Genomic DNA, 24,639 nt, shown 5'->3' with positions numbered 1-24,639 from the left:
CTGAAAGATTGAAAAGTTACATCTGCGAAAAAAAAAATGTGGTTTTTATAAATAAATTGATTTATGAACGGAGCATTGGAATGAAAGAAGGGTGTTGAAATTATCCAAGAACAGGATCTCACCTGATGAACTATCTGGTTTGATGCGTTCTTCGCAAGAAGGTGATTCATTAGCTTATAAGAAATTATTGGAAGAAATTTGTGTAATACTAAGAGGAATTCTAACTGTAAAAATTTTTGATGCAGAAGATAGGGAAGATGTTCTTCAGGAAATCCTCATTGCAGTCCATCTTTCCAAACATACTTTTTTACCTGACAAATCCTTTTTGCCTTGGTTGTATACGATTGCTAATTATAAGATCATTGATTACATTCGAAAAAAAGGTCGTAAGAAAAAAAGAGAATTCCTTTTGTCTAATGAGTATTTGCCGGAAAATAAATATTTTCCTTCTGACGATGATTCCAAGGAACGAATTGAAGAAATATTAGCCAAACTTTCTGAAAAACAGAGATTGATTTTTCGGCTTTTAAAGTTGGATAAAATGTCAATTGCTGAAACTGCGAAAATCATGTCTATGTCCCAGTCTGCAGTAAAAACGGCTGCTCATAGAATTTATAAAATCATTCGACTTCGTCCAGGAGACAAATTATGAAAACTATAGAATTAATTGAAATCCTTACTCAAGACAATAAGAAAGTGTCTCCATTAAAAAGCTCACAACATCGATTTTTACAATGGGCTTTATATTCATTACTAAGTATGATTATGATTTTGGCGCTTTCCATAATGATTCGTGGTCAATATCATATTCCCAGATTCTGGGAATCCATTGTTACATTAATAGTAGGTTTTCTTTTTTGTGGATTCGTTTTGTTTAAAAGAAACATTCCAGGCAACCAATCTACTTATGATTATTTATTTCATAATTTAATTCTTGTTATTTGGATTATCTTTTTAGTTTTATCCGTAACATTTACAGAAAAAGGTTTATTTTCCTCTATATCGGAAGAGTTGACTCATCACGGTTCGATTTGCGTAGTATTATTATTGTTAATTGCAACAATTCCTGTGATTTTATTAAATATAAATTTAAAAAAAGGTTTTGTTGAACCTTCCCTTTTATTTCAATTTTCGGTTTATGCGTTACCATTTACCTTTGCTCAAATAGGAATTTCCTTTCTCTGTCCTAATGAAACATCCATCCATATGTTGACTTGGCATACTCTTGCACTCATTCCCTTTTATAGCCTAATTTCTTTTTTGGGATTCAAACTGATTCAAAGTAAGGAATAGAATTCTGCCTATAAAATCATAATCATTTAAGAAAGATAATGATCCAAAGAAATTACTTACTTATTGTATAACAATCTGGCTAATCGAAGTGGGTCGTTCGACTCATCTCGTAAAACAATGATTAAGCGAAAGTTAATTCTCTCTCTACACCAACCAAACATCTCTATACTTTAGCGTGATAACCCAGTGGAGGTGTTTGCTTCGAAAAGCACCCATGGATGGGTGCGGGCGGGAGCTCTGGCCAAGGATGGCCAGGCGAACGCGAGAAGCGAATGCCGAAACTTATACCGAAATTCTGGAGACGCCGGGAGTCGGCTTCCACGGTTCTCCCATCCAGGTCGAACACGTTCCAGCCCGTCCCGCATCAGCCTTCGCACATCGTGTGCTCAGGTCGAAATGGCTTAACGCACGAAGACTGGGGTGTCCCAGTCTACGAGCTACCATTTCTCTCTGCTGCGGTCGTTCGACTCCCGTCGTAAATTGTTTGTTATATGAAAAAGGCTTTGAGATGCTTAAAATAAATTCTGGAGACGCCGGGAGTCGGCTTCCACGGTTCTCCCATCCAGGTCGAACACGTTCCAGCCCGTCCCGCATCAGCCTTCGCACATCGTGTGCTCAGGTCGAAATGGCTTAACGCACGAAGACTGGGGTGTCCCAGTCTACGAGCTACCATTTCTCTCTGCTGCGGTCGTTCGACTCCCGTCGTAAATTGTTTGTTATATGAAAAAGGCTTTGAGATGCTTAAAATAAATTCTGGAGACGCCGGGAGTCGAACCCGGGTCCTATCATCCTCAAATGCAGCTTCTACACGTTTAGTTTGCAAATAAATTTCGGAAAGACTTACCCTACAAACGGGGGACTAATTCCTATCCTACTTAAAGTTCAATCCGGTTCGAAGCGGGCGACAAATCCGAAAGGTCCTTAGAGAGGTGTCGGTTTCTTGGCCACCTAAGGAAACAGCCAGGGAAACCGTAGAGCTTAAAATTAAGCTGCTAGAGCAAATTCGTTATTTGCAGTTATTGTTTTGAAGGTTTTTAAGAGGTCCCTCACCCCTACGTGCCACTGAATCCAAGCCAACAACAGTCGAAACCAATGTCGTCCCCAATTCTTACTACTTAGACGAGTAAAACACAGGACTGAGAAAGGAAAAGCAAAAAAGGTTGAATTGGAGTTTTGGTCTGATCGAATGAAAGAATTCCTATGAATTTATCTAATTTGTTTCGTGTTACAGCCACTTTTCTTTTCGCTTTTGTTTTTTGTGTATCTTGTTCCCAAAAGGAACACCCTTCGGATTCAGAAATTCGGCAAGCTGTCTACGGAAATGATAACGGACAGCCTGTACGGGTTTTGGGTCAAAAACAAATCAATTTGGATGAAACTCCCGAAATGGAAACTTTGGTTTTGTTCCAATCAGGGACAAGTGAGGTCCTAGCTGCCTTTCGCAAAGATGGTTCAAGTTGGGATTATCTTTGGAAATTGGAATTTTTTTTGCAAAATTTGGGTCCGATGTATTACGACGCAAAACTCAATTCTTGGGTTCCAGGGTCTGCACAAGGTAAGGAGAAAGTAACTTTTGCGGGAGACTGCCTTCGTCGGATTGTAGTGGCGGAACTTCCAGGTGATAACTTTAATTCTGTATTTGTGGAAGTTCTTGCTGAAGAACCGCCGTTAGGTTTGTTTTCAGTGCCAATGGGTTATAGGAAAGGCAAAAAAATTTGGGACGGGTTCCAACTCAAAGAACACGAAGAATTAAAAAGAAGCAAACGTGTGGATTTTGAGTATAATCAAAAAGATAAATCCTTTCGTATTTTTCCAACCAATCCTAATTATTCTCAAGAGTTTGTTTTTAATGGTTGGGAAATGATTCCGAATCTTCCTATGCAACCAGTTCCTGCTTTCGTATCATTAGAAGTGATTCCAAAGTTTGAAATTGGAAAAGAGTCACTTGTAACTTTACAATTAAAGAATCGTGGAAACTATGTTAGTTTAACATATTTATCCATATCATTTCCAGAAGCTGGATCCGTTCGGTTAGCAGGGGAAACGCAAGGAGTAAGGTTGTATAAAAAAGGAGACATTGTGTTTAATGTTGTCCAAAACAAAAAAATCCCAGCAGAATATCCACTGTTAGAAGCTACAAAAGAAGGATGGGCGAATAACTTTCGTTATGGGATAAAATTTTATTATACACCAAAAGAATCTGCGAATCCAAAAATTTTATTTCGTTCCACTTATAAGTTTTATCAAGAAATAGTTTCGATTCCAAATCAGTTCTCCATTGCTCCTTTTGAACGTGACCAACAAGGATTTCCTTCTTATCTTTTGGAAACACCTACAAACTAATAATAAATGAAACACCAACTAACGAAAGAAGTCACAATTGCTAGAAGAGAAATTGTTCGCGTTCAAGTGGATCGATTTCATCTCTTCTATTATGACTTTTTTCATCGTAGTGAAACGATAGAAATGGCTAAGTTCTTTTTTGAAACTGTTTACAACTTAGATGGTAAAGAAGAGTGGGAAACTTTAGCTTTCTCGACTTATGAAAAAGTAAAAAACATGATGAAAGAAGGAACAAGGGAAAGTGTTGAACGTTTGATAGAATTAAATTCAATCACTGACGAATTGGACATTCAGATGGCCGAACTCCTTCTTTCTAAAGGTTGGGAATTGGGAAAGGAAATTACGCAAGAGCAGTATTTTAATTTGTTTTGTGAACTGGATAGAAGAGAAACGCGCAAAAAACAATTAGAAGTCGTTCTTTTTAACCTCAAAAAATTCTATGAGTTGGCACATAAACCTGTCAGCGCATATATCATCAAACCGGCAGCAATGATGGCGCGGTTACTTGGAGTTTATCCTTTGTTTAAAAAAGTGGAACAAGGATATTACGCTACTTTGCCAGTACACCAAGATTTGTTTAATGAGTTTTATGCGATAGTTCAAGAAAAGGAATGGGATTTTTTACATAAGGCATTCCCAACTCTTAAAGAGGAAACATGAGAAGGCGTTCTAGGTTTACATCAAAGGAAGAAGAACATGTTGAAGCACATGATCGTTGGCTTTTAACTTATGCCGATATGATTACCTTGTTACTTGGACTTTTTATTATATTGTATGCGATTAGTAAGGTTGACGCTAACCGCCTAACAGAAGTAGCAAAAGATATAAAACGTGGATTTGGTTTGAATGTATCTTCTGTGGGAGCCCTATTGGATGGTGGGTCCGGAATTTTAGAAGATGATACAATGGAACCAAAGTCACAAGTGTTTCGTCTTTGGGAACGAATTGGATTTGCATTAAAGACTCTCCGCGAAAAGGCTAAGTTAAAATTAGGACTTGCAGAAACGGAAGAACTCAAGTTAACCTTCGCTGGATCTGATTTGGCATCGGATGATATTTTAAAATCAGACCCTGATCTTAAATTTGCTTTTGAACAATTGGCAATTTTATCGAAAGGGATGGACATAGATATTGTTGTTCGAGTGCAAATTCCTTATGAATCACAAATTGACAAATCCAAATTTCAAAATTCATGGGACTATCATTCTCATAGGGCCTCTTTACTCGCTGAAAAATTAGTAAATGAATATGGAATTCCCAAAGAACAAGTTTCTGTTCAAGGGTATGCCATGTTTCAAAAATCTAAGGACTCTGACACTCCAGAAAAAAAAGCCAAAGAAGAGAGAATTGAAATTTTGATACGTAAAAAAGAAACAGCAGAAACGGCTAAATAGAAAGGAAAATCAAAGGAAATTATGAACTTAGTAAAACTATTTTTAAAGTTGAAAAGAGTTATACGTCATGCGTATAACACGGTTGGTAGTTTGGAAGATATACGAAATACAAATCACAGAAGATTCAGTTTGCCGGCTATACGCAATACGGATAACACACACTTCAGTTTGGGAAATAAACGAATCACGATGAAAAGCCGAGCGGTTCATTCTTTTTCTAAAGCAAAATCACAAAATGGACTGATTCTTTTCTTATCTATTCTTGTTTTTATGACGGTAGTTTCTTGTAAAAAAGACAAAGGGATTGTGAATGTTGAATGGCAAAATGAATCTTTGGGTTTAACAGCGGAGATTTGTGCTAAGTATAGAGAGTGTGCTGATAAAGAATGGAAATCCATTCCAGAGAATCTGAAAAAATTTACCGAAGGAAGATTGGAAGAAACACAATGCCAAAAACGATTTCGGGAGAGTAACGCATATAAACTAATTGGAGCTGATCCATTGGCAATTCAAACGGCTTATAAGGATTGTCACAAACAAATTTTACAATTTAGCTGTAAGGATTTACAAGAAGGGAAAATAGATACCGTGTCATCTTGTTTAGTGTTTCAAAAGGTACAGAATGGGAACTAGATTTATCAGATTTGGAATGGTGATAGCAAACCTGCGTTAGTCTAATATGCGCGATGCGTATAGCCACCGCCGACACAAGCGGTAACTATGCGTTATTCGGATAACCCGCCTTTTCTTTTAATTATAAATTTCATAGGAATATTTCGCAAAAAGTGATTCAATGGGAAATATGTGTTATTCGTATAACCGCCGCCAAAAGTTAGATTGGCAAATATACGCAATGCGAATAAACGCTACCTGACAGTTTTTTAGAAGATCTATATCGATAATTGTTATGATAAAAAAAATATTCATTTTAGCTTTCTTCGTTTTGTTCGCCTTCTCGGCTCTATATAAGGTTTTTGATTTAGGACTACTATGGTTTGTTTATCCTTCGGAAGAAAAATATCCCATTAGGGGTATCGATGTATCCAATCACCAAGGCAAAATTGAATGGAACCAAGTGCCGAAAAAACAAATTTCCTTTGTTTATATCAAAGCAACAGAAGGAGGAGATTTTAAAGATAAGTCGTTTTCATATAATTGGAATGAAGCAAAGAAAGTGGGATTTAAAGTGGGAGCCTACCATTTTTTCACCTTATGCAAACCAGGTGCTGAACAAGCTGAAAATTTTATTCAATCAGTTCCTTTAGAGATGGATTCATTACCACCCGTTGTTGATTTAGAATTCGTTGGGAATTGTAAAGATAGGCCGAAAATTGAAAATGTTCAGAATGAAATTTCTATTTTCTTAAATAAAGTGGATACTTACTATAAAACCAAAGCCATTCTTTATTTAACGAATGAATTTATAGAAAAATATCTTGGGGATCAGTTATTTAACCACCCCATTTGGATTCGAAATATTTTTCTACATCCCAATACATTTTCGTCCCTTGATTGGATGATTTGGCAATATAAAAATACTGCGAGAATTGACGGAATCAGTGGCCCAGTTGATTTAAATGTTCTAAATGGTAGTCTTGAAAGTTTAATACAATTAAATAATCCAAACTAAACAATTCTAATAACCCATAATTTCTTTGATATAATTTGTGTTTTCTTCTGAGGTTAACAACTTTAGAAGAAGGAAAGCAACTCCCATTGCAGTCGCAGGACTCCAACTTGTGATAATTTTTTTATCCAATACGATCGGCTCCATTTGAACACTGGCACCAAGGTCAGCTAGTTGTTTTTGTCTCCATCCACAAGGTTCCAACCAATGACATCAATGAAAACACTGGCTTCAAATGATTCGAAACCTTTCGCGAGTAGAAGCAGGACTTTCTTCATTCGCTTCCTCTAATCTTCTACTTTGATTTTACCTGACTTTAAATTTAAAGATGCAAATGATACCATTGTAAATGGCGTTTGGCCGTCAATGGTGCCATCCACTTCAGCAATGAGAACCGGACGTTTTGCATCTCGAAGGTCTAACATCAAAATTCCTTCTTCTTGGTAATCATTTCCAGTGGCACCGTCATCGACAATGTAAGCAAAGGGAACAACTCCTTCCCGTAGTTCCGGTGAGAATATCTCATCGTCACCATTGTCGATAATGTATTTACCGAGAACATTTTCTTCATCAATGTCACCAAACCGGTCATAGAATTCGATTTTTTTGTTTTTACTTATTTGAAACCAATCGAAAAGACGAATGTTCTTTTGAATTTTTTTCTGGCCTTCAAATGGGATGGTGACATTTGCTGCTTTGCCAAAAAGATTTTTATATTCCCCAATGACTTGATTGAGTATTGTTTCGTATTGATTCATAAATTTTCTTTTTTAGTGCGATCGTTTTTTCACTTTGTTTTTGATTCGATATTGATACTGTTTAAGATAAGAAACGAATGCATTAGAATATCCTGCCATTCTTCCTCCGGAAATTTAGGATGGTAGATTAGGTTCATGGAAACTCTGTAAGTTTCATTGGTATCTTTCATGTAATAAAATGTGTTTATCTTTGTTCCCAGTAATTCCCCAGGCCCCATTAAAATTTTGGTTTTGTCTGTTTTGAATGTGAGAAGTTCGACCCATTTGTTCACTTCGTACGGTGGATTGCCAAAATCAGCAGCTCTTGATTCTTCCACCAAAGTATCAAAGGATTTTGTTGAGTCTGGTATGACAGATACAGCAATGAGTAAGGAAAAACATTCCTTTTCTTGGATGCAATCTGCCTTAAAGAAAGTGATTGGATACTTATCCTTCATATGAATGGAGTCGGATCTTTTTGCGGCCTGTGGAATGAAAATGGACATGGCTTTTATTTTTTGAGCTTCCGTTGTAGAAAAATTAATTCCACGAAAAGTATCTAAAGTTTCTGATTCTGTAGCAAAAATCGTGAGGAAGGGGAGAGTGAAGATGCAAAAAAGAATTAATTTATGTTTCATAGTCCTATATGGTTTCTATTAGGTTTCATGTTATATTTGATCTAACGAATATTCTAATTAATGGTATAATTTTTTATTGATTCAAAGTTTAATGTAACTTGAAACAATCGAATATCTGTTGTTAATCATTAATTTTCTAAAATAATTCAAGTCAATATTTTTCTAATACATTCCTGTTGATTTATCATAGCATAACATTAGAAAATTTTATATTTGTTCAGAATTCTGTGAGAAAAATGGAAATGGTAATTGTTATGATCGAAATGGAAAATGATGATTTCAGTTAGTTTATGATTGATATAGATCCTTATAGTTGAACAAGTTTGATAAAAAAACAGTGGTGTGTTGAAATTTATTATTGTACGTATGAATTGAATCTTTGTCTGAATGTCCCTCTTAGGTAAGATTGGAATTCCTAAATTAAAAATTCCAATCTTGTTGATTTAAACCTTTACACAAACTACAAGATCCCCCACCGAATTACAACCGCCGCAAGTCCACCACCCACTAACGGAATCACAACGGGAAGCCATGCGTATTTCCAATTCGAATTTCCTTTGTTGGGAATGGGCAAAAGCCAATGGGCAATCCTTGGGCCTAAGTCGCGTGCTGGGTTAATTGCATAACCTGTGGTTCCACCCATAGAAAGACCTATGGCCCAAACAAGAAGGGCTACAAATCCCGTTCCCACAACTCCTGTGGCACCACCGTTGAACGGAGAGAAGATGGCATGGATTCCGAGGATGAGAAGAAAGGTCCCAAGGCCTTCACTAATCCCGTTGGAAATGGTATGTTTGATGGCAGGTGATGTAGAGAATACTGCTAGAATGACTCCCGCATCTTTGGTTTCTTTCCAATGGGGAAGGTAGTGCAAGTACACAAGGGTGGCACCGAGGGCAGCCCCTGCGATTTGTGCGAGGCTATAGGGGAGAAAATTGGAAAAATCACCCGACTGGATACAAACAGAAAGGGTGACTGCAGGATTCAGATGGGCACCAGGACTTCCCAAGGCCTTTGCCACCAAAACACCGAAACAAACCGCCAGGGCCCAAGCAGTGGTGATGGTGATCCATCCTCCGTCTTTTGCTTTTGATTTTTCTAATAAAACACCGGCAACAACGCCATCACCCAGTAAAATAAGAACAGCTGTTCCAAAAAATTCTCCGACGAGTTCCAAATTTGCCCCCTATGGCTTTTCGTAAGGTCTTTATCTAAAGGGACATAGAACTTCCATCAACCTTTTTTGAAAGCCCATCCCTCCAATTTATTCTAGGATTTTCCATCGAATCATAAATCATGGGAAAATAGACCATGAAAAATAGCGCACTTGAGTATCACTCTAGGTTTCCGAAAGGAAAAACCAAAGTAGTTCCGACAAAACCAACGGAGAACAGTTACGATCTGTCCTTGGCCTACTCACCGGGTGTCGCTTACCCTTGCCTCGAAATTGAAAAACAACCTGATCTCGTCTACGAATACACGAACCGAGGTAATTTAGTCGGAATCATCACCAATGGCACTGCCATTTTAGGTCTTGGAAATATTGGAGCTTCCGCCGGAAAACCAGTGATGGAAGGAAAGGCAGTTTTATTTAAAAAATTTGCCGGCATCGATGTCTTTGATATTGAAATTAATGAAACTGATCCTGAAAAATTCATTACCATTGTAAAGGCCCTCGAACCAACGTTTGGTGGTATCAACTTGGAAGACATTCGTGCCCCAGAATGTTTTCATATAGAAAAAACTTTAGATGAAAGTATGAAAATTCCTGTGTTTCATGATGACCAACATGGAACGGCTATCATTTCTACTGCTGCCTTATTAAACTCATTAGAGATTACTGGCAAAAAAGCTGGTAATATCAAAGTTGTGATCAATGGAGCAGGTGCTGCTGCCATCTCCATTGCTGAGATGTTAACACATATCGGAGTCAAACATGAATCAATATTTATGTTGGATTCAAGAGGTGTGATTAGTCACAAACGAACCAACTTACATGAATCCAAGTTACCTTTTGTTCGTAACACCGAAGCAGAAACGTTAGCAGATATCTTTCCTGGAACGGATCTATTTATTGGAGTTTCTGTTGCTAATGTCGTAACAGAAGCAATGGTAAAAACTATGGCTGAGAAACCCATTATGTTTGCACTTGCCAATCCTGATCCAGAGATTCCTTATCCAGATGCAAAACGTGCAAGACCAGACCTCATCATGGCAACAGGTCGCAGTGATTATCATAATCAAGTTAACAATGTACTTGGGTTTCCATTTATCTTTCGCGGAGCATTAGATGTTCGTGCAAAAGTTGTGAATATGGAAATGAAATTGGCTGCGGCTTATGCGTTAAGCGAACTCACTAAACTTCCGGTTCCGATCGAAGTCTCTGAAGCTTACAACGAAAAAGAAATCCGGTTTGGTGCTGACTATATCATTCCAAAACCTTTGGACTCAAGGGTTCTTTACCATGTGGCTCCGGCCGTAGCAGAGGCTGCTGTCAAAACCGGAGTCAACCAAGTAGAATATCCAGGTCGCGAGGCCTATGTTAAGTTTTTGGAATCGATCATGGCCCAACAACAAGAGCCAATCAGCGCTTTAGAAATCTAAATACAAAATAGATAAGATTCTCTCGGTTTCGAATGATCGAAACTAAACAATCGAAAACTTTGTATTTAGATTTGGTTGAAACTTGTTTTGTTTTAACGTTAATGTGATTTCGCTAAATTCACTTTCCTTCTATCTTTCAAAACGTTTTATTTTGTTGGAATCTATTGGATTCAATTAGAATTGATATTTTGGGCTACCCAACTATCAATTGCTAGTTGACCACCGCCAGTGAACATCAAAATCACAGAAATTCCAATGGCTAAGATGTGATATTCAAATCCTTCGCCCGCTTGTTGGTTGAACCAATTCATAAAAAAGCCGTTTTTTCTTACATAAATGGCTGCTCCGATCATAGTAAGTCCAATCCCAAATGCGGAAAGCCTTGTGAAAAATCCGAAGATGAGTCCAAGAGCGCCGAATGATTCTGCTACAATGACTAAAAAACCAATGGCATAGGGGATCCCTTCCGATTTAAAAAAATCCAAAGTGGCAGAAAATCCATACCCTCCAAACCATCCACATAACTTCTGTAATCCGTGTGGTAAAATCACAAAACCTAAAACTAATCTGAGTAAGGTAAAAAACCAACTGGATTCTGTGTAAAATAACTTTTCTAACATTTTCATTTCCTTTTCTAAGTGTTGGTTGTATCTTACAGAAAAAGAGAAAGTTGGTAAATGGAGAGAATTTGATTTTTATGGTAGTTTTCGTTTCAGGCTTCTGAATTTTTCGGGTGAGTTGTTTGTGAGGTTCTTAAAGAATTTACTAAAATAAGAATTGTCATCAAATCCCAAAGTCAATGCAATTTGGTTGATATTCAAATCGGAATGTAGTAACAGTCGTTTGATTTCTAAAATTAACCTTTCTTGGATAATTGCTTTTGCCGATTTTCCATATTGTTTTTGGCATAATTGGTTTAAATTTCCTGAGGAAGTTCCAATCTGTTTTGCATAGTACGATGTAGTTTTTTGCTCTTTAAAATGATTTTCTAATAAACGAAAAAAATCTCCTAACTTAGAATCAATGGTCACTATGTCCTGAAAGGATGATTTGAATTCATTCAGAGATTGTTGTAAAACCAATTGAATGAGTAAATAGACCATAGAAGAATTTGAATTGGATTTCTTTTCTATGAGTAATCTTTCAAAATCGTTTTTTAATTGTTCTGAATCTTTGACCACAAGTTTCGAATTTTCATTTCTCAATTGGAAAAAGGGATAGTTTTGAAAATTAGTAGTTTGTCCTCCCTCCTCAGATAAATAATCAGGATAAATTTTTAATGCATAACCTTTCACAGGTTTGGAAAAAGTCCAGGAATGGACTTGTCCTGGTCTTAAGAAAAAAAGACTATTCTTTGCAATAGAATGGGAATGGAAGTCGATTGTGTGAATGCCTTCTCCTTCTGTAAAAAAGAATAAAGCATAATAAGAATGTCTGTGCGAGCTATCAAAGATTTGGAATTCATTGGGTAAATCTTCCAAACGACCGGTGTAGAAAAAAGGATTTTTTATATTTATGTTAACATCTGTTAAATGAAGTAGAGGGATGTTTTTAATGTCCTTTTGTATCTTGGATGGTGGATTTAGAGTTTTCATTTCTTTCTTTGATTAAATAACAAGTTACCCGGCAAAATCCAGAGGATTCGAATATAAAATGATGCGGATAGTGGTATTTTTCCCTTTGGGAAGAATTCTTTGGAATTGAATCGTAAATGGGTTACGAAAAAAAATTCCAAAAATTTACAAAATGGGATAAAAAAGTTCTTGAAAGATTTTGTGCGACGCACATAACAGTGTTGTGCGCTGCACAAATAGGTGAAAACCAGGAGCTAAATTATGGAAAAACAAATCATGGACATTCTTAACGCAGGAATCGGACTTTTCCAATCGGGAAAAGAAGGTCTTGAAAAAGCAAAAACTCAGTTGGAAACAACTTATAATGAATTAGTATCCAAAGGTGCTTTGGACAATACAGAAGATTCTGTAAAGATTCGCCAATCCGTTGACAAAATCCTAACAGACATTAAAGAATTCTCTAGTGTTGCTGGAAAAAACTACGACGAAACTCGTTCTAAAATCGTAGAAAACTACAACAAAATTGCTGAAGAAATCAAAGCAAAAATGCCTGAAGGAAAAATCGAATCCGTAAAAGCAAAAATCAACGAAGTTGCTGAATCGATCAAAAAAACAGGTGCTGCAAAAGCATAAGTATCATTTAAAAAGAGAGGGTCGGGATTCCGGCCTTATCTCTCTTCTTCTTTAGTATTAACTCATCTCATTCTCCCACTTTCGAAACTTCAATCTTCTGATTCTTATAAACCTTAGTTTGTTCTGATTCACTTTCCCTATTGACAGAGGATCGTTTTTGCTTCACTCTGGAATCAATGTTTCGTTTCCATGTTTTACTCATTTCCATTTCTTTATTTTTTATTTCTTGTTCTTTGGCTGATCTACGCCCTCCCACCTTACAAAAAGAAGGTTTCAATCCTGACTTAAAAAAGAAGGGATTGTCGATCATTACAAATCCCCCTGTGAAAGAACTCACGCCCGGCGATTGGAAAGGGTACAAACATATCCAATTTTTTTTAAAAGACGTTTGGCATTCTAAGTTTGTTCGATTTTTTACTCCGATCAAAGAATCGGAACAAAGGCTTCGTGTGTATTTGGATTTTGAAAAAGATGCAATGGAAGTGGAATTCCTTGGTGGTGAAAAAAAAGGCCTGATCCTTGGCCTTGTCAAAAAAGACACTTACCAAATTGCTGCTGATACAGGAAAAGTTTTTACTGGTGACGATGAAGTTCGAGTTTATTTAGAATCCCTTCGTTTGTATCTAACATTGCCTTGGCGACTGACAGAATATCCTATCATTCAATATGCAGGTTCCAATCAAAAATTAGGCCAAGACTATGAAGTGGTTTATTTCACTTCTGTTCAGGTGAATGCCACTCCCGACACAGACCAATATGTTGGTTACTTTGAAAAAACAAGTGGTGCTTTGGAATGGATGGAGTTTACCTACAGAGAACTTTTTAGTTTTTACAAAGGTGTGATCAAATACGGATACTATGAAGTTTGGAACGACAAACAATATCCGAGACGTATTAGTATTTTAGATAAGTTTGAAGATCCTGATTTTGTTCATGAAATCCGAATCGAAAAAATGGAAATTCCCAAACAACCAATGGAAGAAGAAGATAAGGTATTGGAGTTACCGGAATAAGTATGAACTTCTCTATTGCATTGTGTCACCTAACCACGATGAGAAAATTCAAAGTTTAATTTCTATTACTATTGATAGCATTCGCTTAAAAGAGACTCAGTTTAATGAATTTACTAATAAGTTTAAAGTGTTTGTCTAGAGTGAATAAAGTGGCTTGGTATTGAATTATATTTTGAGCTATGATTAAATCTGGTATTCCCACGCGATTGATACCATTTCGAATGATTAAAGTTTGGTAATCGATCAGTTGTTTCCAGTCAATATTCAATTTTAAACATTCAATCGATTCTAAAATTTGGATTAACTGGTTTTGTTTCTTTAGCTTAAGAAAAGGAACTAACTCCGCCAATATTAATTCATTAGTATAAATATTTCCACTATCGATGAGTGAATCAACTTGAAACGAAATCGTTGTATTAGAATTTCTAAAATATTCAATCCAAATGGATGAGTCTAAAACAACTTGGCTCATCTTTTCCGTATAGTATTGAGATCGATAGTAAGATCAATGGCCCCTTTGTAATTTTTCAAGTTTTTTAGTTTTTCTTTTCTAATTAATGTTTGCAGGCCTTCTTTGATTACATCCGTTTTTGTTTTTAAATGGGTCAGTTTCATTGCTTCACGAACTAATTCTTCTGGGATATCGATAGTTGTTCTCATGATATGCATAAAGTAGTCCTTTTTTATGCATAAGTCAAGTTTTCTTTGAGAGATAAAGGTAACGAGAATGTGGAGAGGAATGTTTGCCAGGTGAATTTGACAGTAGAAAAATGAAATCAAGTATTATTAGCCCCCCTCGGTTGCGTTAAATTTTCAAGAAAAGCTATACCCAAAATTTCAAAACCTAGAAAATTCGATTGAATTTCCAAAGTTATTACTTATGTTATAACCATGGAAAGTTCTGCGGTCAAAAAAACTACGATTCGAGCGATTGGAAATTCATCAGGGGCAACGATCCCAAAAGCACTTCTTGAGAAATATAATTTTCATGAAGGAGACACTGTCTTTCTTGTCGAAACTGAAAACGGTATTCTTTTGTCTCCCTATGATCCAGACTTTGAATCAGCTATGGAATTTTATCAGGATGCTTCTAAGAAATATAGAAATGCGCTTAAAGAATTAGCGAAATGAAACGGGAACCTAAGTGGTTAAATAGAAAAATTGCTGAGGCGATTCATTTAGATCAAATCAAACAACACGGAGGTTCTTTGGGAATTCGAGATATCGGTTTACTTGAATCAGCTCTGGACCGACCAAAGAATCAATGGCATTACAAACCTGAGTCTACTATTTTTGCACTTACGGCTTCCCTTGGAATCGGTGTCGCTAAAAATCATCCCTTTATGGATGGAAACAAGAGAACGTCGTTTCTTTTGATGTATGTATTTTTAGCTTCTAACGGATTCATTATAGATACATCAGAGGAAGATGTTGTGAATGTTATGTTAAAAGTAGCAGATGGCTCTATCAAAGAAGTTGAGTTGGCTAAGTGGTTGAAACATTCATCTAAATCAAATCAATAGGATACACGAATTCTTTTGTTATACGATGTTGATAGATCAAAAGATAATGAGGAAATTATTAGGATCATTTCTTTTGCGAAAGGGATCGTAGCGGAAATCCTGCTTGCAGATTGCAGCGGAGAGCCCGGTCCACCACCGTTTGGTGGTGGATTCGCCCCAATGATAGTTTTAATTTAATGTAAATCGAATCGGAACAAGCACCTTCACGGTGATGGCTTTTCCTTCAAGGATCGATGGAGAAAATCTTTTTCTTCGGTAAACTTTGACGGCTTCTTCTTCAAGACCGCCACCTAACTGTTTTCCTACGGAACGAACTCGTAACACTTCGCCAGTATTTCCGATGATCACTTCCAAAGTCATAGTTCCTGTCACACCAAGTGCTTTTGCCTCAGATGTATATTCAGGGCGAACGTTAGGTGATAAATCCACTGGAGAAGTAGCTCCCGAAACGATGGGATCAGAAGCTCCAGCAATGCGTGGGTCTTCCTTTTTCTCTTCTTTTTCTTTGTCGGTTAAATCAAAATCACCATCTGTTGGTTTGGAATCGGTAGATGGTTCTTGGATTTGGACATTGTCGATGAAAGCAACTTCTTCTACAAGGTCATCCAAACTATCGGTTTCCAAATGAGGAGTGAACCAAAAGAGAATGATGATGGCTTGGACAAAGGCAGAAATGGCGAGACCAGTTTCGATTCGGTATCTATCAATGAACCTATGGATTCTTTCGCGTTTGGATCTTTTCTGTGTAACAACTGTTCCGTTCACGTTACTTTCCTTTTAACCCGCCACCTTGAGTGGTCTTGGTAACGAGAGAAACCTTTAAGGCTCCAATCTCTCGGAGAGTTTCGAATACATTGTCCAACTCTTCATAAGTTAAATCTTGATCTGCGTGGATCAAAACTTTTAAGTCAGGTGTAGTGGAAATTTTAGCTCTGATTTCACTCATTGCTTCGTTAAGTTCCATCTTCACTGAGTTGAAATAGACAGTTCTCTTTTCATCAGCAGTTAGATAAAGATTGGCAATCTTTTTGTTTAACTGTTCTCCACCAGGAACATCTGGTAGATTGATGGGAAGGTCTGGATCCGAATCTAATACGGAGGTTACCATAAAGAACACGAGAAGTAGGAAGGCAATGTCTGCCATCGAACTTACGGGAACTGAAGGTGCGACTCTCTTTCTTCGTAACATATTATTTCTTCTTTCTCACTGAGATTTTTTCAAATCCACGAAGTTGAACTGCGGATAAGGCATCCAACATCTTTGCATATTTGGTATCACCGGTTGTAACAATGAGTGCTAGTTTGTTTTTAAGATCCGGGATTTCCATTTGGTTTAGGTCATCACGAAATTCTTTTAAACTAGAATATTCTTTGGTTCCGAATGCTGGGTTACGCATTTTGTATCTGTCTTGTGTTACCAAAATTTCATATACGTTCTTACGTAAAAAAGGCTGAGGTTCGGATTGTTTGCGAGGAAGAGAAATGTTAAGTCCTTCCTTTACAAAGAATACAGCAGTTACCATAAAAAATACCAAGAGTAGAAAGGCAATATCCGACATGGATGCTGCCGATATCTCCTCTAGTTCTTGTTTTTTCTTTAACTTAATCATGGTTAGTTAGTTTCCGCTCTTTACGCTCTTTTTCCGGCTTTGAGTTTTAAGTATTCTTTATAGATTTTGTTTGCAGCTTCTTCTACTTCAGAAGTAAAGAATGCAACTCGGCCTTGTAAGTATTGGTAGAATGTCATTGCAGGAATCGCAACGATAAGACCAGCAGCAGTAGTAATAAGAGCTTCTTTGATACCACCAGCAACCACTTTCGCGTTCACTTGGTCAGCGTTTGCAATCGCATCGAATGCGTTGATCATACCTGATACAGTTCCAAGAAATCCAACAAGTGGAGCAATCGTAGAGACTGCAGAAAGAACAGTAAGACCTTTTTCGAGAAGAGTCATCACTTCACCAGCTTCTCTTTCGATACCAGCTGCAAAAATCTCTGGATCGTTTTGAGAAACTTCCATACCATTTTTTAAGACGTCAGTGATTTTTTGGCCTTCGTTTGCTTTTAAGAATTCTTCAATTCCATTCATTCCAGAAGCATCAATGGCATCTTGTAAATCTTGGTTGTATCCTTTTCTGATTAGTTTTGCTGTGAAGAAAAAGTACATTCTTTCTAAGATCACACCAAATCCTACGATAGAAGAAAGGAGTAGTGGCCACATTGACCATCCACCTGTCACAAACAATTTAACGAGTCCGATTTCAGATTCTTGTTGTGGTGCTTCCGCAGGAGCTTCTGCTACAGGAGCCGGAGTTTCTGCTGGTGCTTCTGTGGTTTGTGTGGATTCAGTCGTTGGTGCCGCAGGTGCTGCCTGTGCTTCGATTTTTTCTGCAAGAGTAAAGATTGTGATAAGTAAGGTCACAAAAGACAAAGCGATTTTTTTCTTTGTCAGGTTACATGAAAAGTTCATGAATGTCTCCATATCTAATTGATATGTTTCAAATCTAGAATATCTCTGTTACATTTATATGACAGCAGAATGACAAAGTAGGGAATTAAAGGGAGGAGAAGATCTCTTTCAGTTTAGGAATTCCTTCTAAAAACAAAGCAGGCCCTGGTTGTAATATAATGCTTGGGTCTAGTTCAAAGATTTTGTTGGATTTGATAAAGTTTGTCGATACCCATTCGGGTTTGTTCCGCACCCATTCCCAGTCCATCGCCTTTCCACACCAAGAACCAACATAGACATCGGGATTGGCATCCTTCACATCCTCGGCTGTGATGATTCGGTCTTTGGCAAGTTTACGATCTTTTAAGTGCGAAAAACAATCTTCGCCACCGGCAAGTTCTATGGCTTCGCTCACCCATTGGATTCCTGTGATGATGGGTTCATCCCATTCTTGAAAAAAGACTTTTGGTTTTTTGGATTTGGATTCGTTCTCTTGTTTCCAAGACTCTATTGCGTTTTGCCATTCTAAAATAAGTGTTTTGGCTTTTTCGGCCTGGCCCACAAGGTTTCCTAAGATTTGCATATTGGCTAAGATTTCTGTGATAGACCTTTGGTTAAAGATAAGAACATTTAATCCTCGTTCAATGAGGTCTTTGGCAAGTTGGGATTGGATGTCAGAAAATCCAATGACAAGATCGGGTTCGAGAGCCGTTATTTTTTTTAAGTTCCCACTAATAAAGGCAGAGACTTTTGTTTTTTCTTCTTTAGCACGAGCTGGTCGTTCTGTATAAACCGAAATTCCTACAATCCGTTTTTCTTCCCCCAAAAGATACAACATCTCTGTGGGTTCTTCGGTAAGACAAATGATTCTTTCTGGACCCATATTTTATGTTTCCAGAAAACGAGCCAGGTCAGTTTGCGATCCAAAGAGAACAATTACATCCTCTTCTTTGAGAACTGTATTTCCATGTGGGATTCCTAAGATCTTTTCAGATTTTGAATCGGAAGCACGTTTGGTATCTTTGTTGATCGTGGGGCGTTTGATGGTGATGACATTGATATTGTATTTATGACGAAGATCTGCATCGGCGATGGTTTGGTTGATATAACGTTTGGGAACCGTGACTTCTACCACACTGTATTCATCGGAGAGTAAAAAACTAGAACGCATTCCAGAAAAGGATAAGGTTTCGGCCATACTCCTTGCTGCTTTTTCTTCAGGATTAAACAAATCTTTGATTCCAAGAAGTGCCAAAACCTTCATTTGCAATTCCGTTTGGTAACGAGCGTAAATATTTTTAACACCACATTTTTTTAAACTTTCGGCACAAATGATAGAGGTTTCAAAATCATCGGCAAGGGCAATGACTGCATAATCCACTTCAGATATTCCTTGGGATCGTAATGCATGTTCGTCGGTGGCATCTAAGGTTACGGCAATGGTAACATAATCTTTTATGGAATCGATGATGATTGGGTCTTTGTCGATCGCGATTACTTCATGTCCATCATCAAAAAGATAACGAACAAACAACTTTCCAAAACTTCCAATTCCGATGACTGCTATTTTTTTTCTTTGCATACGAAGTTCAACCTACAACCACATATTCTTTCGGATATTCATAAGAGATACGATCTACTTTTTTAGAGAGTGCTACAAGTAGCGTTAAAATTCCAACTCTACCCACAAACATTACGGTACAAATGATGATTTTACCAGAATCACTCAAATGAGGAGTGAGACCACGAGTGAGACCGACTGTCCCAAATGCAGAAACCACTTCATAACACAAATCGATAAAATTGGCATTTTCAGTGAGTAACAAACTGAAGATGGCAAGGAAAATTACAAATAAAGAAAGCACAATTGTGGCACTGGCTCTTGCAATGGATGAGTTAGCAATTGTTCGGTGGTTTATTTCCATCCTTTCTTTTCCACGAATTTCATTGGTTATGTTTAATAAGGAGATGGCAAAGGTTGTGGTTTTGATTCCACCTCCGGTGGAAACAGGAGAGGCTCCCACCCACATTAAAAAGAAAGATATGAAGGTGATGGGAAATCCCATCTGGCTTAGGTCCAAAGTATTAAACCCAGCGGTTCTTGTGGTGACCGAATAAAACAAAGAATGAAAGATCTGTTCGGATGTGGTTAATCCTTTTAAACTAGAATTCTGTTCTAAAAAATAATAAGAAACCCAACCGAATAACAGAAGACAGCCGGTCGTCCAAAATACCAATTTAGAGGTCACAGACCATCGAAACTTAAAATCAAAAGGATTGGCAAACCTTGTGCGAATTTGGAATAAAACAGGAAACCCAAGCCCGCCAAGAACTATCAGAAACATAATCACCGATAAAAAACCTTCTGATCTTTGGAAGCCTTCGGTTGCGAGTCCATTCGGCAACAAACTAAAACCAGCATTACAAAATGCAGATATAGAATGGAAGATAGAGTAATAAATTTTTTCAGAGAGAGCGATCGGAAAGTTTTCTGGGAAACTATAAAATAATAAGAACGCTCCAATGGATTCAATGACAAGAGTTTGGATTGTAATCTGTTTTAAAATTTCTTTGGCCCGACCCATGGTTTCTTCAGATAGAAGGTCTTTGATCATCATCGTATCACTTACTGATACTTTTCCAGCAAGGAAGATGGAAAAAAAACTGGTAAGCGTCATAAGCCCGAGCCCACCCACCTGGATGAGAAGTAAAACGATCAATTGTCCGGTCAATGTGAAACTGGAACTGATATCGACTGTGGAAAGTCCAGTCACACAAGTGGCGCTAATGGTTGTGAATACTAGATCAATGGAAGGAACAGTTCCATTGGTTGATTTTGGAAAATGTAAAAAACAAACGCCCAGTAAAATGATAAATGCAAAAGAAGAAACAAATACAATGGAAGGGTTTAGTTTTTTGGAATCATGATTTCTAGAAAGTCGATAAAAATGGGCTAAGTTAGAAAACAAAAACAAAACTTGGTTGGCTGATAAAAAGATCAGCGTGGTATCATCGCCTGAAATATGATAGGACTTCAAAATCGAAACTATATTTTTTTCATAAATGAACTCTAACCCTAACATCAGCAAGATGATGAGTTCTATTTTGTGAATGGATACATATTCTTTCCAACGTTTGTTTGTAAAAATTAAATGAACAGATTCATAGAAAATAAAAAAACTTACGAGAGTTCGAATTGAAAGAGTTACATATTCTTTCCAACTTTCCGGATAATAAAATCCAAAATCTAAAATTAAAATGGTAACGGACAAAAAACCAAAGAATATATAAAACGTTCTTCCCAGCCAACGGAAGTGTTCTACATAGAATTTTCGAATTTCGTATCTTTGGACTTGTAAATAAAGAAAAAATCGTGATAGAAAAACGATGATTCGTTTGAGTTTCAAGGGAAAACTTCAGCCACTTGTTTTTTCTTTTCTCGGTGTTCTTCTAATCGTTGTCTGTCTAGATAAACATTGGTTCCAGAAAGACCAGTGGTTCCTGTGATCATAATCCCACTTGCTATTGCTGACTTTTGTAATGCCACAGGAAGTAATGCCACGCCACCAGCTGAAGCAATGAGAGCAAAAGGTAAGGTCAAAAAGAAAATGATATAGGCCCTTCGGAATTTTGTTTCTTCGTAGACTGCATCTTCATCAAACTCTTCTTTTTGTTTTTTCTTTAACTCTTGTTTAATTCTACTTTTTTGTAATTGGTTTTGAAGCGCTTGTTCATTGATTTCCCCGGTGAGTGGGTTGATTGGCAAATTTTGTGAACCAGTTAAATTGTAGGGATTGGCAGCATTTTGGCTGGAGTTCGATGTAGTTCTTGAATTGAGAAGAGCTCCTGCTCCAGGAATCGAATCAATTCCAGTGTACTGGGTTCTTACATTTTTCGGAGTGGCGAGTGCTGGGGTTTCAAATTTGGGAGGGATGGTTACATCCGGTAATATATTGGATTCTGGATCTGACTTGGGAAGATTTCTTAGGTCGTAATTATTTGTGTCGTAAAAACCTTCTTTGGTTTGTCCAAAAAGAGGTCCCATTGCCAAAGAGAAAACAATCATGGGCACAAAAACTTGGGAAAAAATCCGCATACTTTCCAGTTTACCTAATCTCTGTCAGGGTCAATCCAATTCACGCCCGGAAAGTTTGGTAGATCTATAAGAAAATGACTTTTCCCTGATGGTTTCCAAATCTTTTTCAGAGACTCCAGCCGTATGAGCATGTCCATATTCCTCGGGCATGGTCGTTCCAAATAAACCTGGATCGTCCGAACCAATGGTGATTTTGACATCGTTTTGGAGAAACCTTGTGATGGGGTGATCGATGTGTGACTCTAACATTCCAATGTATAAATTGGAAGAGGGACAACATTCAATCACTGCCTCTGTTTGGGCTATCTTAGACATAACAAAGTTTTGGAAAGTATGAAGGTATTGGGACTGCGTTGCATCAAATGGGATTTTTAATAGTTCAGAATCTGGTTTGGTTTTTAATTCTTTTCGTTTGAGTTCGAGTTCCTCTTTGGAATAAAATGGTCCAAAACTTGTAATCTCTTCATAAGATTCCAACTCACATTCGATTTGGTCTTTGGCTTCTGATACAAGTTCTGTCCTTTCGTCTCCCAAAAAATAATCGGAATCAACACCAAGTGCCAATGCATGTCCCAACCGATGGGCACCATTCAATGCGGATTCCAAAACCCAACGGGCCGCAGAGAAGGGCGTTTTGTCTCGAAAACTTTCTCCTACATGGTAAAGGATCGATAAGGCAGTGTTAGGTTCTGCTTTGTTGTCTTTGATGACAGATTGGAAAAAAGTTTTTTTATCTTTAGGGGGATGACCTTCTTCGATATGACAGAAATCAATTCCCACAAGTCCTTCTCGAATGATAGATTCTTTTTCCATCCAATTTTTCATCCAATCATAATGCCTTTCATAATTGATATCTCTATGTAGAGACATCACCAGTTTTGATTGGATGGGTTTTCCTTCTTTTTTCGCAGAGTTTTCGCCTTTGGAAAGCCCCTCCAAACAAGCCATTAGTTTGCTATAAAAACTTTCTTTTGGTTCTTCTTTACCAAACATCAAACGGTATTCCGCATAACTGATATCATCCAAACTATTGGATAAGACAACATCATGAGTTACTTCTGTAATTTCTCGTTCATCAAACTTTACTAGTGCGATGATGAGATTAAACTTTGCTTGGAAATGTAAAAAAGGAGCCTTTTCTCGAAAGTGATAGAGTTTGGAAAACTCTTTGATATCAGCATAATCTTCAAAAAAAGTAGAAGGTCGAATTTTTAACCCATAAGCTTTTTCATAAGAATCTAAATAGAGATGCCATCTAGGTTCTGGGTTATTTTTACCAATTCGATACAAAGTTTCAGGGGGTAAACATCCATAAAGGTGGTTGTGTAGATCGCAATACATATAAGAATGACAAAACTATGCTTCACAAAATTAGACGCATCTTGAAGCCAACTCGATTGAATCAGAAAATTCTTGGATTAGCAATCCCTGTTTTTTTTGGAATGATTAGTTATACAGCCATTATGGTGGCAGATACTGCTATGGTAGGGAAATTAGGTGAGGTTCCTCTTGCCGCAGTTGGATTTGGTGGAATGGTTTATTTTTCCATCTTCGCCTTTCTTATGGGTGGATCAATGGCTGTTCAAATCATCGTAGCACGTCGATTTGGCGAAAAAAATGACAAAGGAGTCGGAATTACTCTAGTTAACTCCGTATATTTGTCTTTAGTTTTAGGATCTCTTTTGTCCTATTTTGGATTTCTTTACGCTCCGCAATTTATGGGTTGGATTGGAGATGATCCGGAAGTGATCGAAGTGGCGGGAGTTTATCTTTCCTATCGATTTATTGGTACAGTTCTATTTTTTGTTGGGTTCGCCTTACGCGGATTTTTTGACGGGATTGGAATTGTGCAGGTGGGGATGATTTCTTCCATTTTAGCTGCTGTCACCAATATCTTTTTTAATTGGTTACTCATTTTTGGAAACTGGGGTTTTCCAGCTTGGGGAGTGAAGGGTGCGGCCATTGCCTCTAGTTTATCTTCTGTTCCTGCACTTCTGATTGTGGTGTTTTATTTTTTCCGTAAAGATGTGATCAAGTTCTTTCAGTATCAAATCTTTACTCCTAGTTTTGAAATCATCAAAGAACTTTGTATGGTTGGATTTGCTCCCGCTGTAGAAGGAACACTCGTTAACTTTGCATTTTCTGGATTTTATAAAATTGCAGGCATGATTAGCACAACCACTCTTGCCTCGGCAAGCGTAGTATTAACATGTCTTAGTTTGTCTTTTATGCCTGGATTTTCATTTGGGATTGCGGCCACTACCATTCTCGGACAATCGATGGGACAAGGAAAACTACGATTGGCTTATGAAGGAACCATGCGTTCGGCTACTTTCTCTGCTATTGTGATGGGAAGTATGGGACTCTTTTTTATCATTGGAGGACCTTGGCTCATTAGTCTTTTTACTGATGTACCTGCTGTTGCCAAGGTAGCTTATCCTGCTCTCTGTATTGTGGCCCTCATCCAAGTGGGAGATGCCTATCATATGGTGATTGGTTCTGCACTTCGTAGTGCTGGAATGATGTACTATGTGATGTTTGTTTATCTTATTGTATCTTTCATCATCATGTTGCCGTTGGCTTATTTATTCGGGATTGTCCTAGCGTGGGGTAATTTTGGAATATGGTCTGCGTTTTTTATTTGGATTTTACTCATGGCAGTGATTTTTGTCAGAAAATTTCGTAAGAAGGAGTGGGTGAACATACGAATTTAAT

At 37.5% G+C, this 24,639-nt stretch carries 30 protein-coding genes and 1 other RNA gene; 13 read left to right on the top strand and 18 right to left on the bottom strand.

The annotated features are described in order from the left end of the window. Window positions 1-94 precede the first annotated feature (94 nt). Entirely contained in the window at window positions 95-652 is a 558-nt protein-coding gene (locus EHR07_RS10780; protein ID WP_238734857.1) for a sigma-70 family RNA polymerase sigma factor, read from the top strand. Next, on the top strand, window positions 649-1,293 hold the full coding sequence (locus EHR07_RS10775; RefSeq protein WP_135745086.1) for an NrsF family protein: 645 nt from the start codon (window positions 649-651) through the stop codon (window positions 1,291-1,293). Before EHR07_RS10780 ends, EHR07_RS10775 begins: the two co-directional genes overlap by 4 nt. A gap of 751 nt (window positions 1,294-2,044) precedes the next feature. On the opposite strand, the gene ssrA is transcribed toward EHR07_RS10775, so the two are convergent. Then, window positions 2,045-2,396: a transfer-messenger RNA gene (ssrA, locus tag EHR07_RS10770) on the bottom strand. Window positions 2,397-2,493: 97 nt separating this feature from the next. On the opposite strand from ssrA, the gene EHR07_RS10765 reads away from it, so the two are divergent. The 5 genes from EHR07_RS10765 to EHR07_RS10745 all read left to right on the top strand — a co-directional run bounded on the left by EHR07_RS10765 (window position 2,494) and on the right by EHR07_RS10745 (window position 6,660). Further along, entirely contained in the window at window positions 2,494-3,636 is a 1,143-nt protein-coding gene (locus EHR07_RS10765; RefSeq protein WP_135745085.1) for an LIC13341 family surface-exposed protein, read from the top strand. Window positions 3,637-3,642: 6 nt separating this feature from the next. Further along, window positions 3,643-4,296, top strand: a complete 654-nt coding sequence (locus EHR07_RS10760) for an FFLEELY motif protein (protein WP_135745084.1) — start codon at window positions 3,643-3,645, stop codon at window positions 4,294-4,296. Beyond that, window positions 4,293-5,030 carry an OmpA/MotB family protein gene (locus tag EHR07_RS10755; protein ID WP_135745083.1) on the top strand — a complete coding sequence of 246 codons (738 nt, stop codon included), beginning with the start codon at window positions 4,293-4,295 and terminating at the stop codon, window positions 5,028-5,030. Before EHR07_RS10760 ends, EHR07_RS10755 begins: the two co-directional genes overlap by 4 nt. Before the next feature lie 21 nt (window positions 5,031-5,051). Further along, the gene (locus EHR07_RS19185; protein ID WP_238777068.1) at window positions 5,052-5,663 is read left to right on the top strand and encodes an LA_2478/LA_2722/LA_4182 family protein; all 612 of its coding nucleotides are present in this window, start codon (window positions 5,052-5,054) and stop codon (window positions 5,661-5,663) included. A 274-nt stretch (window positions 5,664-5,937) separates the two neighbouring features. Continuing rightward, window positions 5,938-6,660 (top strand): glycoside hydrolase family 25 protein, encoded by a 723-nt coding sequence (locus EHR07_RS10745; RefSeq protein WP_135745082.1) that lies wholly within the window; start codon window positions 5,938-5,940, stop codon window positions 6,658-6,660. A 6-nt stretch (window positions 6,661-6,666) separates the two neighbouring features. Here the strand turns inward: EHR07_RS10745 and EHR07_RS19265 are convergent, their stop codons facing one another. The 4 genes from EHR07_RS19265 to EHR07_RS10725 all read right to left on the bottom strand — a co-directional run bounded on the left by EHR07_RS19265 (window position 6,667) and on the right by EHR07_RS10725 (window position 9,209). Beyond that, window positions 6,667-6,789 (bottom strand): hypothetical protein, encoded by a 123-nt coding sequence (locus EHR07_RS19265; RefSeq protein ID WP_275067017.1) that lies wholly within the window; start codon window positions 6,787-6,789, stop codon window positions 6,667-6,669. Between the two features lie 155 nt (window positions 6,790-6,944). Then, window positions 6,945-7,415, bottom strand: coding sequence for a hypothetical protein (locus tag EHR07_RS10735; RefSeq protein ID WP_135745081.1), 471 nt, complete (start codon window positions 7,413-7,415; stop codon window positions 6,945-6,947). Between the two features lie 29 nt (window positions 7,416-7,444). Then, window positions 7,445-8,032, bottom strand: a complete 588-nt coding sequence (locus EHR07_RS10730) for a hypothetical protein (RefSeq protein ID WP_135745080.1) — start codon at window positions 8,030-8,032, stop codon at window positions 7,445-7,447. A 460-nt stretch (window positions 8,033-8,492) separates the two neighbouring features. Next, on the bottom strand, window positions 8,493-9,209 hold the full coding sequence (locus EHR07_RS10725) for an MIP/aquaporin family protein (RefSeq protein WP_135745079.1): 717 nt from the start codon (window positions 9,207-9,209) through the stop codon (window positions 8,493-8,495). Window positions 9,210-9,343: 134 nt separating this feature from the next. On the opposite strand from EHR07_RS10725, the gene EHR07_RS10720 reads away from it, so the two are divergent. Beyond that, window positions 9,344-10,636 carry a malic enzyme-like NAD(P)-binding protein gene (locus EHR07_RS10720; protein WP_135745078.1) on the top strand — a complete coding sequence of 431 codons (1,293 nt, stop codon included), beginning with the start codon at window positions 9,344-9,346 and terminating at the stop codon, window positions 10,634-10,636. 170 nt (window positions 10,637-10,806) lie between these two features. Here EHR07_RS10720 and EHR07_RS10715 read toward each other — a convergent pair whose 3' ends face one another. Both EHR07_RS10715 and EHR07_RS10710 read right to left on the bottom strand, forming a co-directional pair. Beyond that, a complete protein-coding gene (locus tag EHR07_RS10715; RefSeq protein WP_135745077.1) occupies window positions 10,807-11,256 on the bottom strand; it encodes a DoxX family protein in 450 nt (149 codons plus the stop codon). A gap of 75 nt (window positions 11,257-11,331) precedes the next feature. After that, window positions 11,332-12,231, bottom strand: coding sequence for an AraC family transcriptional regulator (locus tag EHR07_RS10710; protein ID WP_135745076.1), 900 nt, complete (start codon window positions 12,229-12,231; stop codon window positions 11,332-11,334). 240 nt (window positions 12,232-12,471) lie between these two features. On the opposite strand from EHR07_RS10710, the gene EHR07_RS10705 reads away from it, so the two are divergent. After that, window positions 12,472-12,843, top strand: coding sequence for a phasin-related domain-containing protein (locus EHR07_RS10705; RefSeq protein WP_004785689.1), 372 nt, complete (start codon window positions 12,472-12,474; stop codon window positions 12,841-12,843). A 176-nt stretch (window positions 12,844-13,019) separates the two neighbouring features. Then, window positions 13,020-13,856 carry an LBF_0142 family lipoprotein gene (locus EHR07_RS10700; protein ID WP_135745075.1) on the top strand — a complete coding sequence of 279 codons (837 nt, stop codon included), beginning with the start codon at window positions 13,020-13,022 and terminating at the stop codon, window positions 13,854-13,856. An 85-nt stretch (window positions 13,857-13,941) separates the two neighbouring features. Here the strand turns inward: EHR07_RS10700 and EHR07_RS10695 are convergent, their stop codons facing one another. Then, window positions 13,942-14,328, bottom strand: a complete 387-nt coding sequence (locus EHR07_RS10695; protein ID WP_135745074.1) for a PIN domain-containing protein — start codon at window positions 14,326-14,328, stop codon at window positions 13,942-13,944. Beyond that, on the bottom strand, window positions 14,325-14,516 hold the full coding sequence (locus EHR07_RS10690) for a type II toxin-antitoxin system VapB family antitoxin (protein ID WP_135745073.1): 192 nt from the start codon (window positions 14,514-14,516) through the stop codon (window positions 14,325-14,327). The genes EHR07_RS10695 and EHR07_RS10690 overlap by 4 nt, the downstream gene beginning before the upstream one ends. 231 nt (window positions 14,517-14,747) lie before the next feature. Here EHR07_RS10690 and EHR07_RS10685 point away from each other — a divergent pair, with 231 nt between their 5' ends. Together EHR07_RS10685 and EHR07_RS10680 are read left to right on the top strand one after the other, a co-directional pair. After that, a complete protein-coding gene (locus EHR07_RS10685; RefSeq protein ID WP_100719865.1) occupies window positions 14,748-14,987 on the top strand; it encodes an AbrB/MazE/SpoVT family DNA-binding domain-containing protein in 240 nt (79 codons plus the stop codon). Beyond that, window positions 14,984-15,379 (top strand): type II toxin-antitoxin system death-on-curing family toxin, encoded by a 396-nt coding sequence (locus EHR07_RS10680; RefSeq protein WP_135745072.1) that lies wholly within the window; start codon window positions 14,984-14,986, stop codon window positions 15,377-15,379. The genes EHR07_RS10685 and EHR07_RS10680 overlap by 4 nt, the downstream gene beginning before the upstream one ends. Window positions 15,380-15,547: 168 nt before the next feature. Here EHR07_RS10680 and EHR07_RS10675 read toward each other — a convergent pair whose 3' ends face one another. From EHR07_RS10675 to EHR07_RS10635, 9 genes are all read right to left on the bottom strand, one after another. Beyond that, the gene (locus tag EHR07_RS10675) at window positions 15,548-16,144 is read right to left on the bottom strand and encodes an energy transducer TonB (protein ID WP_135745071.1); all 597 of its coding nucleotides are present in this window, start codon (window positions 16,142-16,144) and stop codon (window positions 15,548-15,550) included. Between the two features lies 1 nt (window position 16,145). Beyond that, a complete protein-coding gene (locus EHR07_RS10670; protein ID WP_015677138.1) occupies window positions 16,146-16,568 on the bottom strand; it encodes an ExbD/TolR family protein in 423 nt (140 codons plus the stop codon). Window position 16,569: 1 nt separating this feature from the next. Continuing rightward, on the bottom strand, window positions 16,570-16,989 hold the full coding sequence (locus EHR07_RS10665) for an ExbD/TolR family protein (RefSeq protein WP_004787714.1): 420 nt from the start codon (window positions 16,987-16,989) through the stop codon (window positions 16,570-16,572). Window positions 16,990-17,009: 20 nt separating this feature from the next. Further along, window positions 17,010-17,849 (bottom strand): MotA/TolQ/ExbB proton channel family protein, encoded by an 840-nt coding sequence (locus tag EHR07_RS10660; protein WP_135745070.1) that lies wholly within the window; start codon window positions 17,847-17,849, stop codon window positions 17,010-17,012. 85 nt (window positions 17,850-17,934) lie between these two features. After that, window positions 17,935-18,711 (bottom strand): cobalamin-binding protein, encoded by a 777-nt coding sequence (locus EHR07_RS10655; protein ID WP_135745069.1) that lies wholly within the window; start codon window positions 18,709-18,711, stop codon window positions 17,935-17,937. Between the two features lie 3 nt (window positions 18,712-18,714). After that, a complete protein-coding gene (locus EHR07_RS10650; protein WP_135745068.1) occupies window positions 18,715-19,410 on the bottom strand; it encodes a potassium channel family protein in 696 nt (231 codons plus the stop codon). A gap of 7 nt (window positions 19,411-19,417) precedes the next feature. Then, entirely contained in the window at window positions 19,418-21,235 is a 1,818-nt protein-coding gene (locus EHR07_RS10645; protein ID WP_135745067.1) for a TrkH family potassium uptake protein, read from the bottom strand. Continuing rightward, window positions 21,232-21,924, bottom strand: a complete 693-nt coding sequence (locus EHR07_RS10640) for a hypothetical protein (RefSeq protein WP_135745066.1) — start codon at window positions 21,922-21,924, stop codon at window positions 21,232-21,234. Before EHR07_RS10640 ends, EHR07_RS10645 begins: the two co-directional genes overlap by 4 nt. 30 nt (window positions 21,925-21,954) lie before the next feature. Beyond that, window positions 21,955-23,265 carry an amidohydrolase family protein gene (locus tag EHR07_RS10635; protein WP_135745065.1) on the bottom strand — a complete coding sequence of 437 codons (1,311 nt, stop codon included), beginning with the start codon at window positions 23,263-23,265 and terminating at the stop codon, window positions 21,955-21,957. A gap of 56 nt (window positions 23,266-23,321) precedes the next feature. On the opposite strand from EHR07_RS10635, the gene EHR07_RS10630 reads away from it, so the two are divergent. Further along, on the top strand, window positions 23,322-24,638 hold the full coding sequence (locus EHR07_RS10630) for an MATE family efflux transporter (protein ID WP_238734820.1): 1,317 nt from the start codon (window positions 23,322-23,324) through the stop codon (window positions 24,636-24,638). Window position 24,639: the final 1 nt, after the last annotated feature.

This window comes from Leptospira bandrabouensis, assembly GCF_004770905.1.
Taxonomy (GTDB): domain Bacteria; phylum Spirochaetota; class Leptospiria; order Leptospirales; family Leptospiraceae; genus Leptospira_A; species Leptospira_A bandrabouensis.
Note: the sequence above shows the minus strand (reverse complement) of the source record. Positions and strands in the feature narration are given on the sequence as shown.

Coding starts and splice junctions, on each gene's coding strand:
- EHR07_RS10775 (WP_135745086.1), top strand. CDS start 649: ATGAAAACTATAGAATTAATTGAAATCCTTACTCAAGACAATAAGAAA.
- EHR07_RS10765 (WP_135745085.1), top strand. CDS start 2,494: ATGAATTTATCTAATTTGTTTCGTGTTACAGCCACTTTTCTTTTCGCT.
- EHR07_RS10760 (WP_135745084.1), top strand. CDS start 3,643: ATGAAACACCAACTAACGAAAGAAGTCACAATTGCTAGAAGAGAAATT.
- EHR07_RS10755 (WP_135745083.1), top strand. CDS start 4,293: ATGAGAAGGCGTTCTAGGTTTACATCAAAGGAAGAAGAACATGTTGAA.
- EHR07_RS19185 (WP_238777068.1), top strand. CDS start 5,052: ATGAACTTAGTAAAACTATTTTTAAAGTTGAAAAGAGTTATACGTCAT.
- EHR07_RS10745 (WP_135745082.1), top strand. CDS start 5,938: ATGATAAAAAAAATATTCATTTTAGCTTTCTTCGTTTTGTTCGCCTTC.
- EHR07_RS10735 (WP_135745081.1), bottom strand. CDS start 7,415: ATGAATCAATACGAAACAATACTCAATCAAGTCATTGGGGAATATAAA.
- EHR07_RS10730 (WP_135745080.1), bottom strand. CDS start 8,032: ATGAAACATAAATTAATTCTTTTTTGCATCTTCACTCTCCCCTTCCTC.
- EHR07_RS10720 (WP_135745078.1), top strand. CDS start 9,344: ATGAAAAATAGCGCACTTGAGTATCACTCTAGGTTTCCGAAAGGAAAA.
- EHR07_RS10715 (WP_135745077.1), bottom strand. CDS start 11,256: ATGTTAGAAAAGTTATTTTACACAGAATCCAGTTGGTTTTTTACCTTA.
- EHR07_RS10710 (WP_135745076.1), bottom strand. CDS start 12,231: ATGAAAACTCTAAATCCACCATCCAAGATACAAAAGGACATTAAAAAC.
- EHR07_RS10705 (WP_004785689.1), top strand. CDS start 12,472: ATGGAAAAACAAATCATGGACATTCTTAACGCAGGAATCGGACTTTTC.
- EHR07_RS10700 (WP_135745075.1), top strand. CDS start 13,020: ATGTTTCGTTTCCATGTTTTACTCATTTCCATTTCTTTATTTTTTATT.
- EHR07_RS10695 (WP_135745074.1), bottom strand. CDS start 14,328: ATGAGCCAAGTTGTTTTAGACTCATCCATTTGGATTGAATATTTTAGA.
- EHR07_RS10690 (WP_135745073.1), bottom strand. CDS start 14,516: ATGAGAACAACTATCGATATCCCAGAAGAATTAGTTCGTGAAGCAATG.
- EHR07_RS10685 (WP_100719865.1), top strand. CDS start 14,748: ATGGAAAGTTCTGCGGTCAAAAAAACTACGATTCGAGCGATTGGAAAT.
- EHR07_RS10680 (WP_135745072.1), top strand. CDS start 14,984: ATGAAACGGGAACCTAAGTGGTTAAATAGAAAAATTGCTGAGGCGATT.
- EHR07_RS10670 (WP_015677138.1), bottom strand. CDS start 16,568: ATGTTACGAAGAAAGAGAGTCGCACCTTCAGTTCCCGTAAGTTCGATG.
- EHR07_RS10665 (WP_004787714.1), bottom strand. CDS start 16,989: ATGATTAAGTTAAAGAAAAAACAAGAACTAGAGGAGATATCGGCAGCA.
- EHR07_RS10660 (WP_135745070.1), bottom strand. CDS start 17,849: ATGAACTTTTCATGTAACCTGACAAAGAAAAAAATCGCTTTGTCTTTT.
- EHR07_RS10655 (WP_135745069.1), bottom strand. CDS start 18,711: ATGGGTCCAGAAAGAATCATTTGTCTTACCGAAGAACCCACAGAGATG.
- EHR07_RS10650 (WP_135745068.1), bottom strand. CDS start 19,410: ATGCAAAGAAAAAAAATAGCAGTCATCGGAATTGGAAGTTTTGGAAAG.
- EHR07_RS10640 (WP_135745066.1), bottom strand. CDS start 21,924: ATGCGGATTTTTTCCCAAGTTTTTGTGCCCATGATTGTTTTCTCTTTG.
- EHR07_RS10635 (WP_135745065.1), bottom strand. CDS start 23,265: ATGTATTGCGATCTACACAACCACCTTTATGGATGTTTACCCCCTGAA.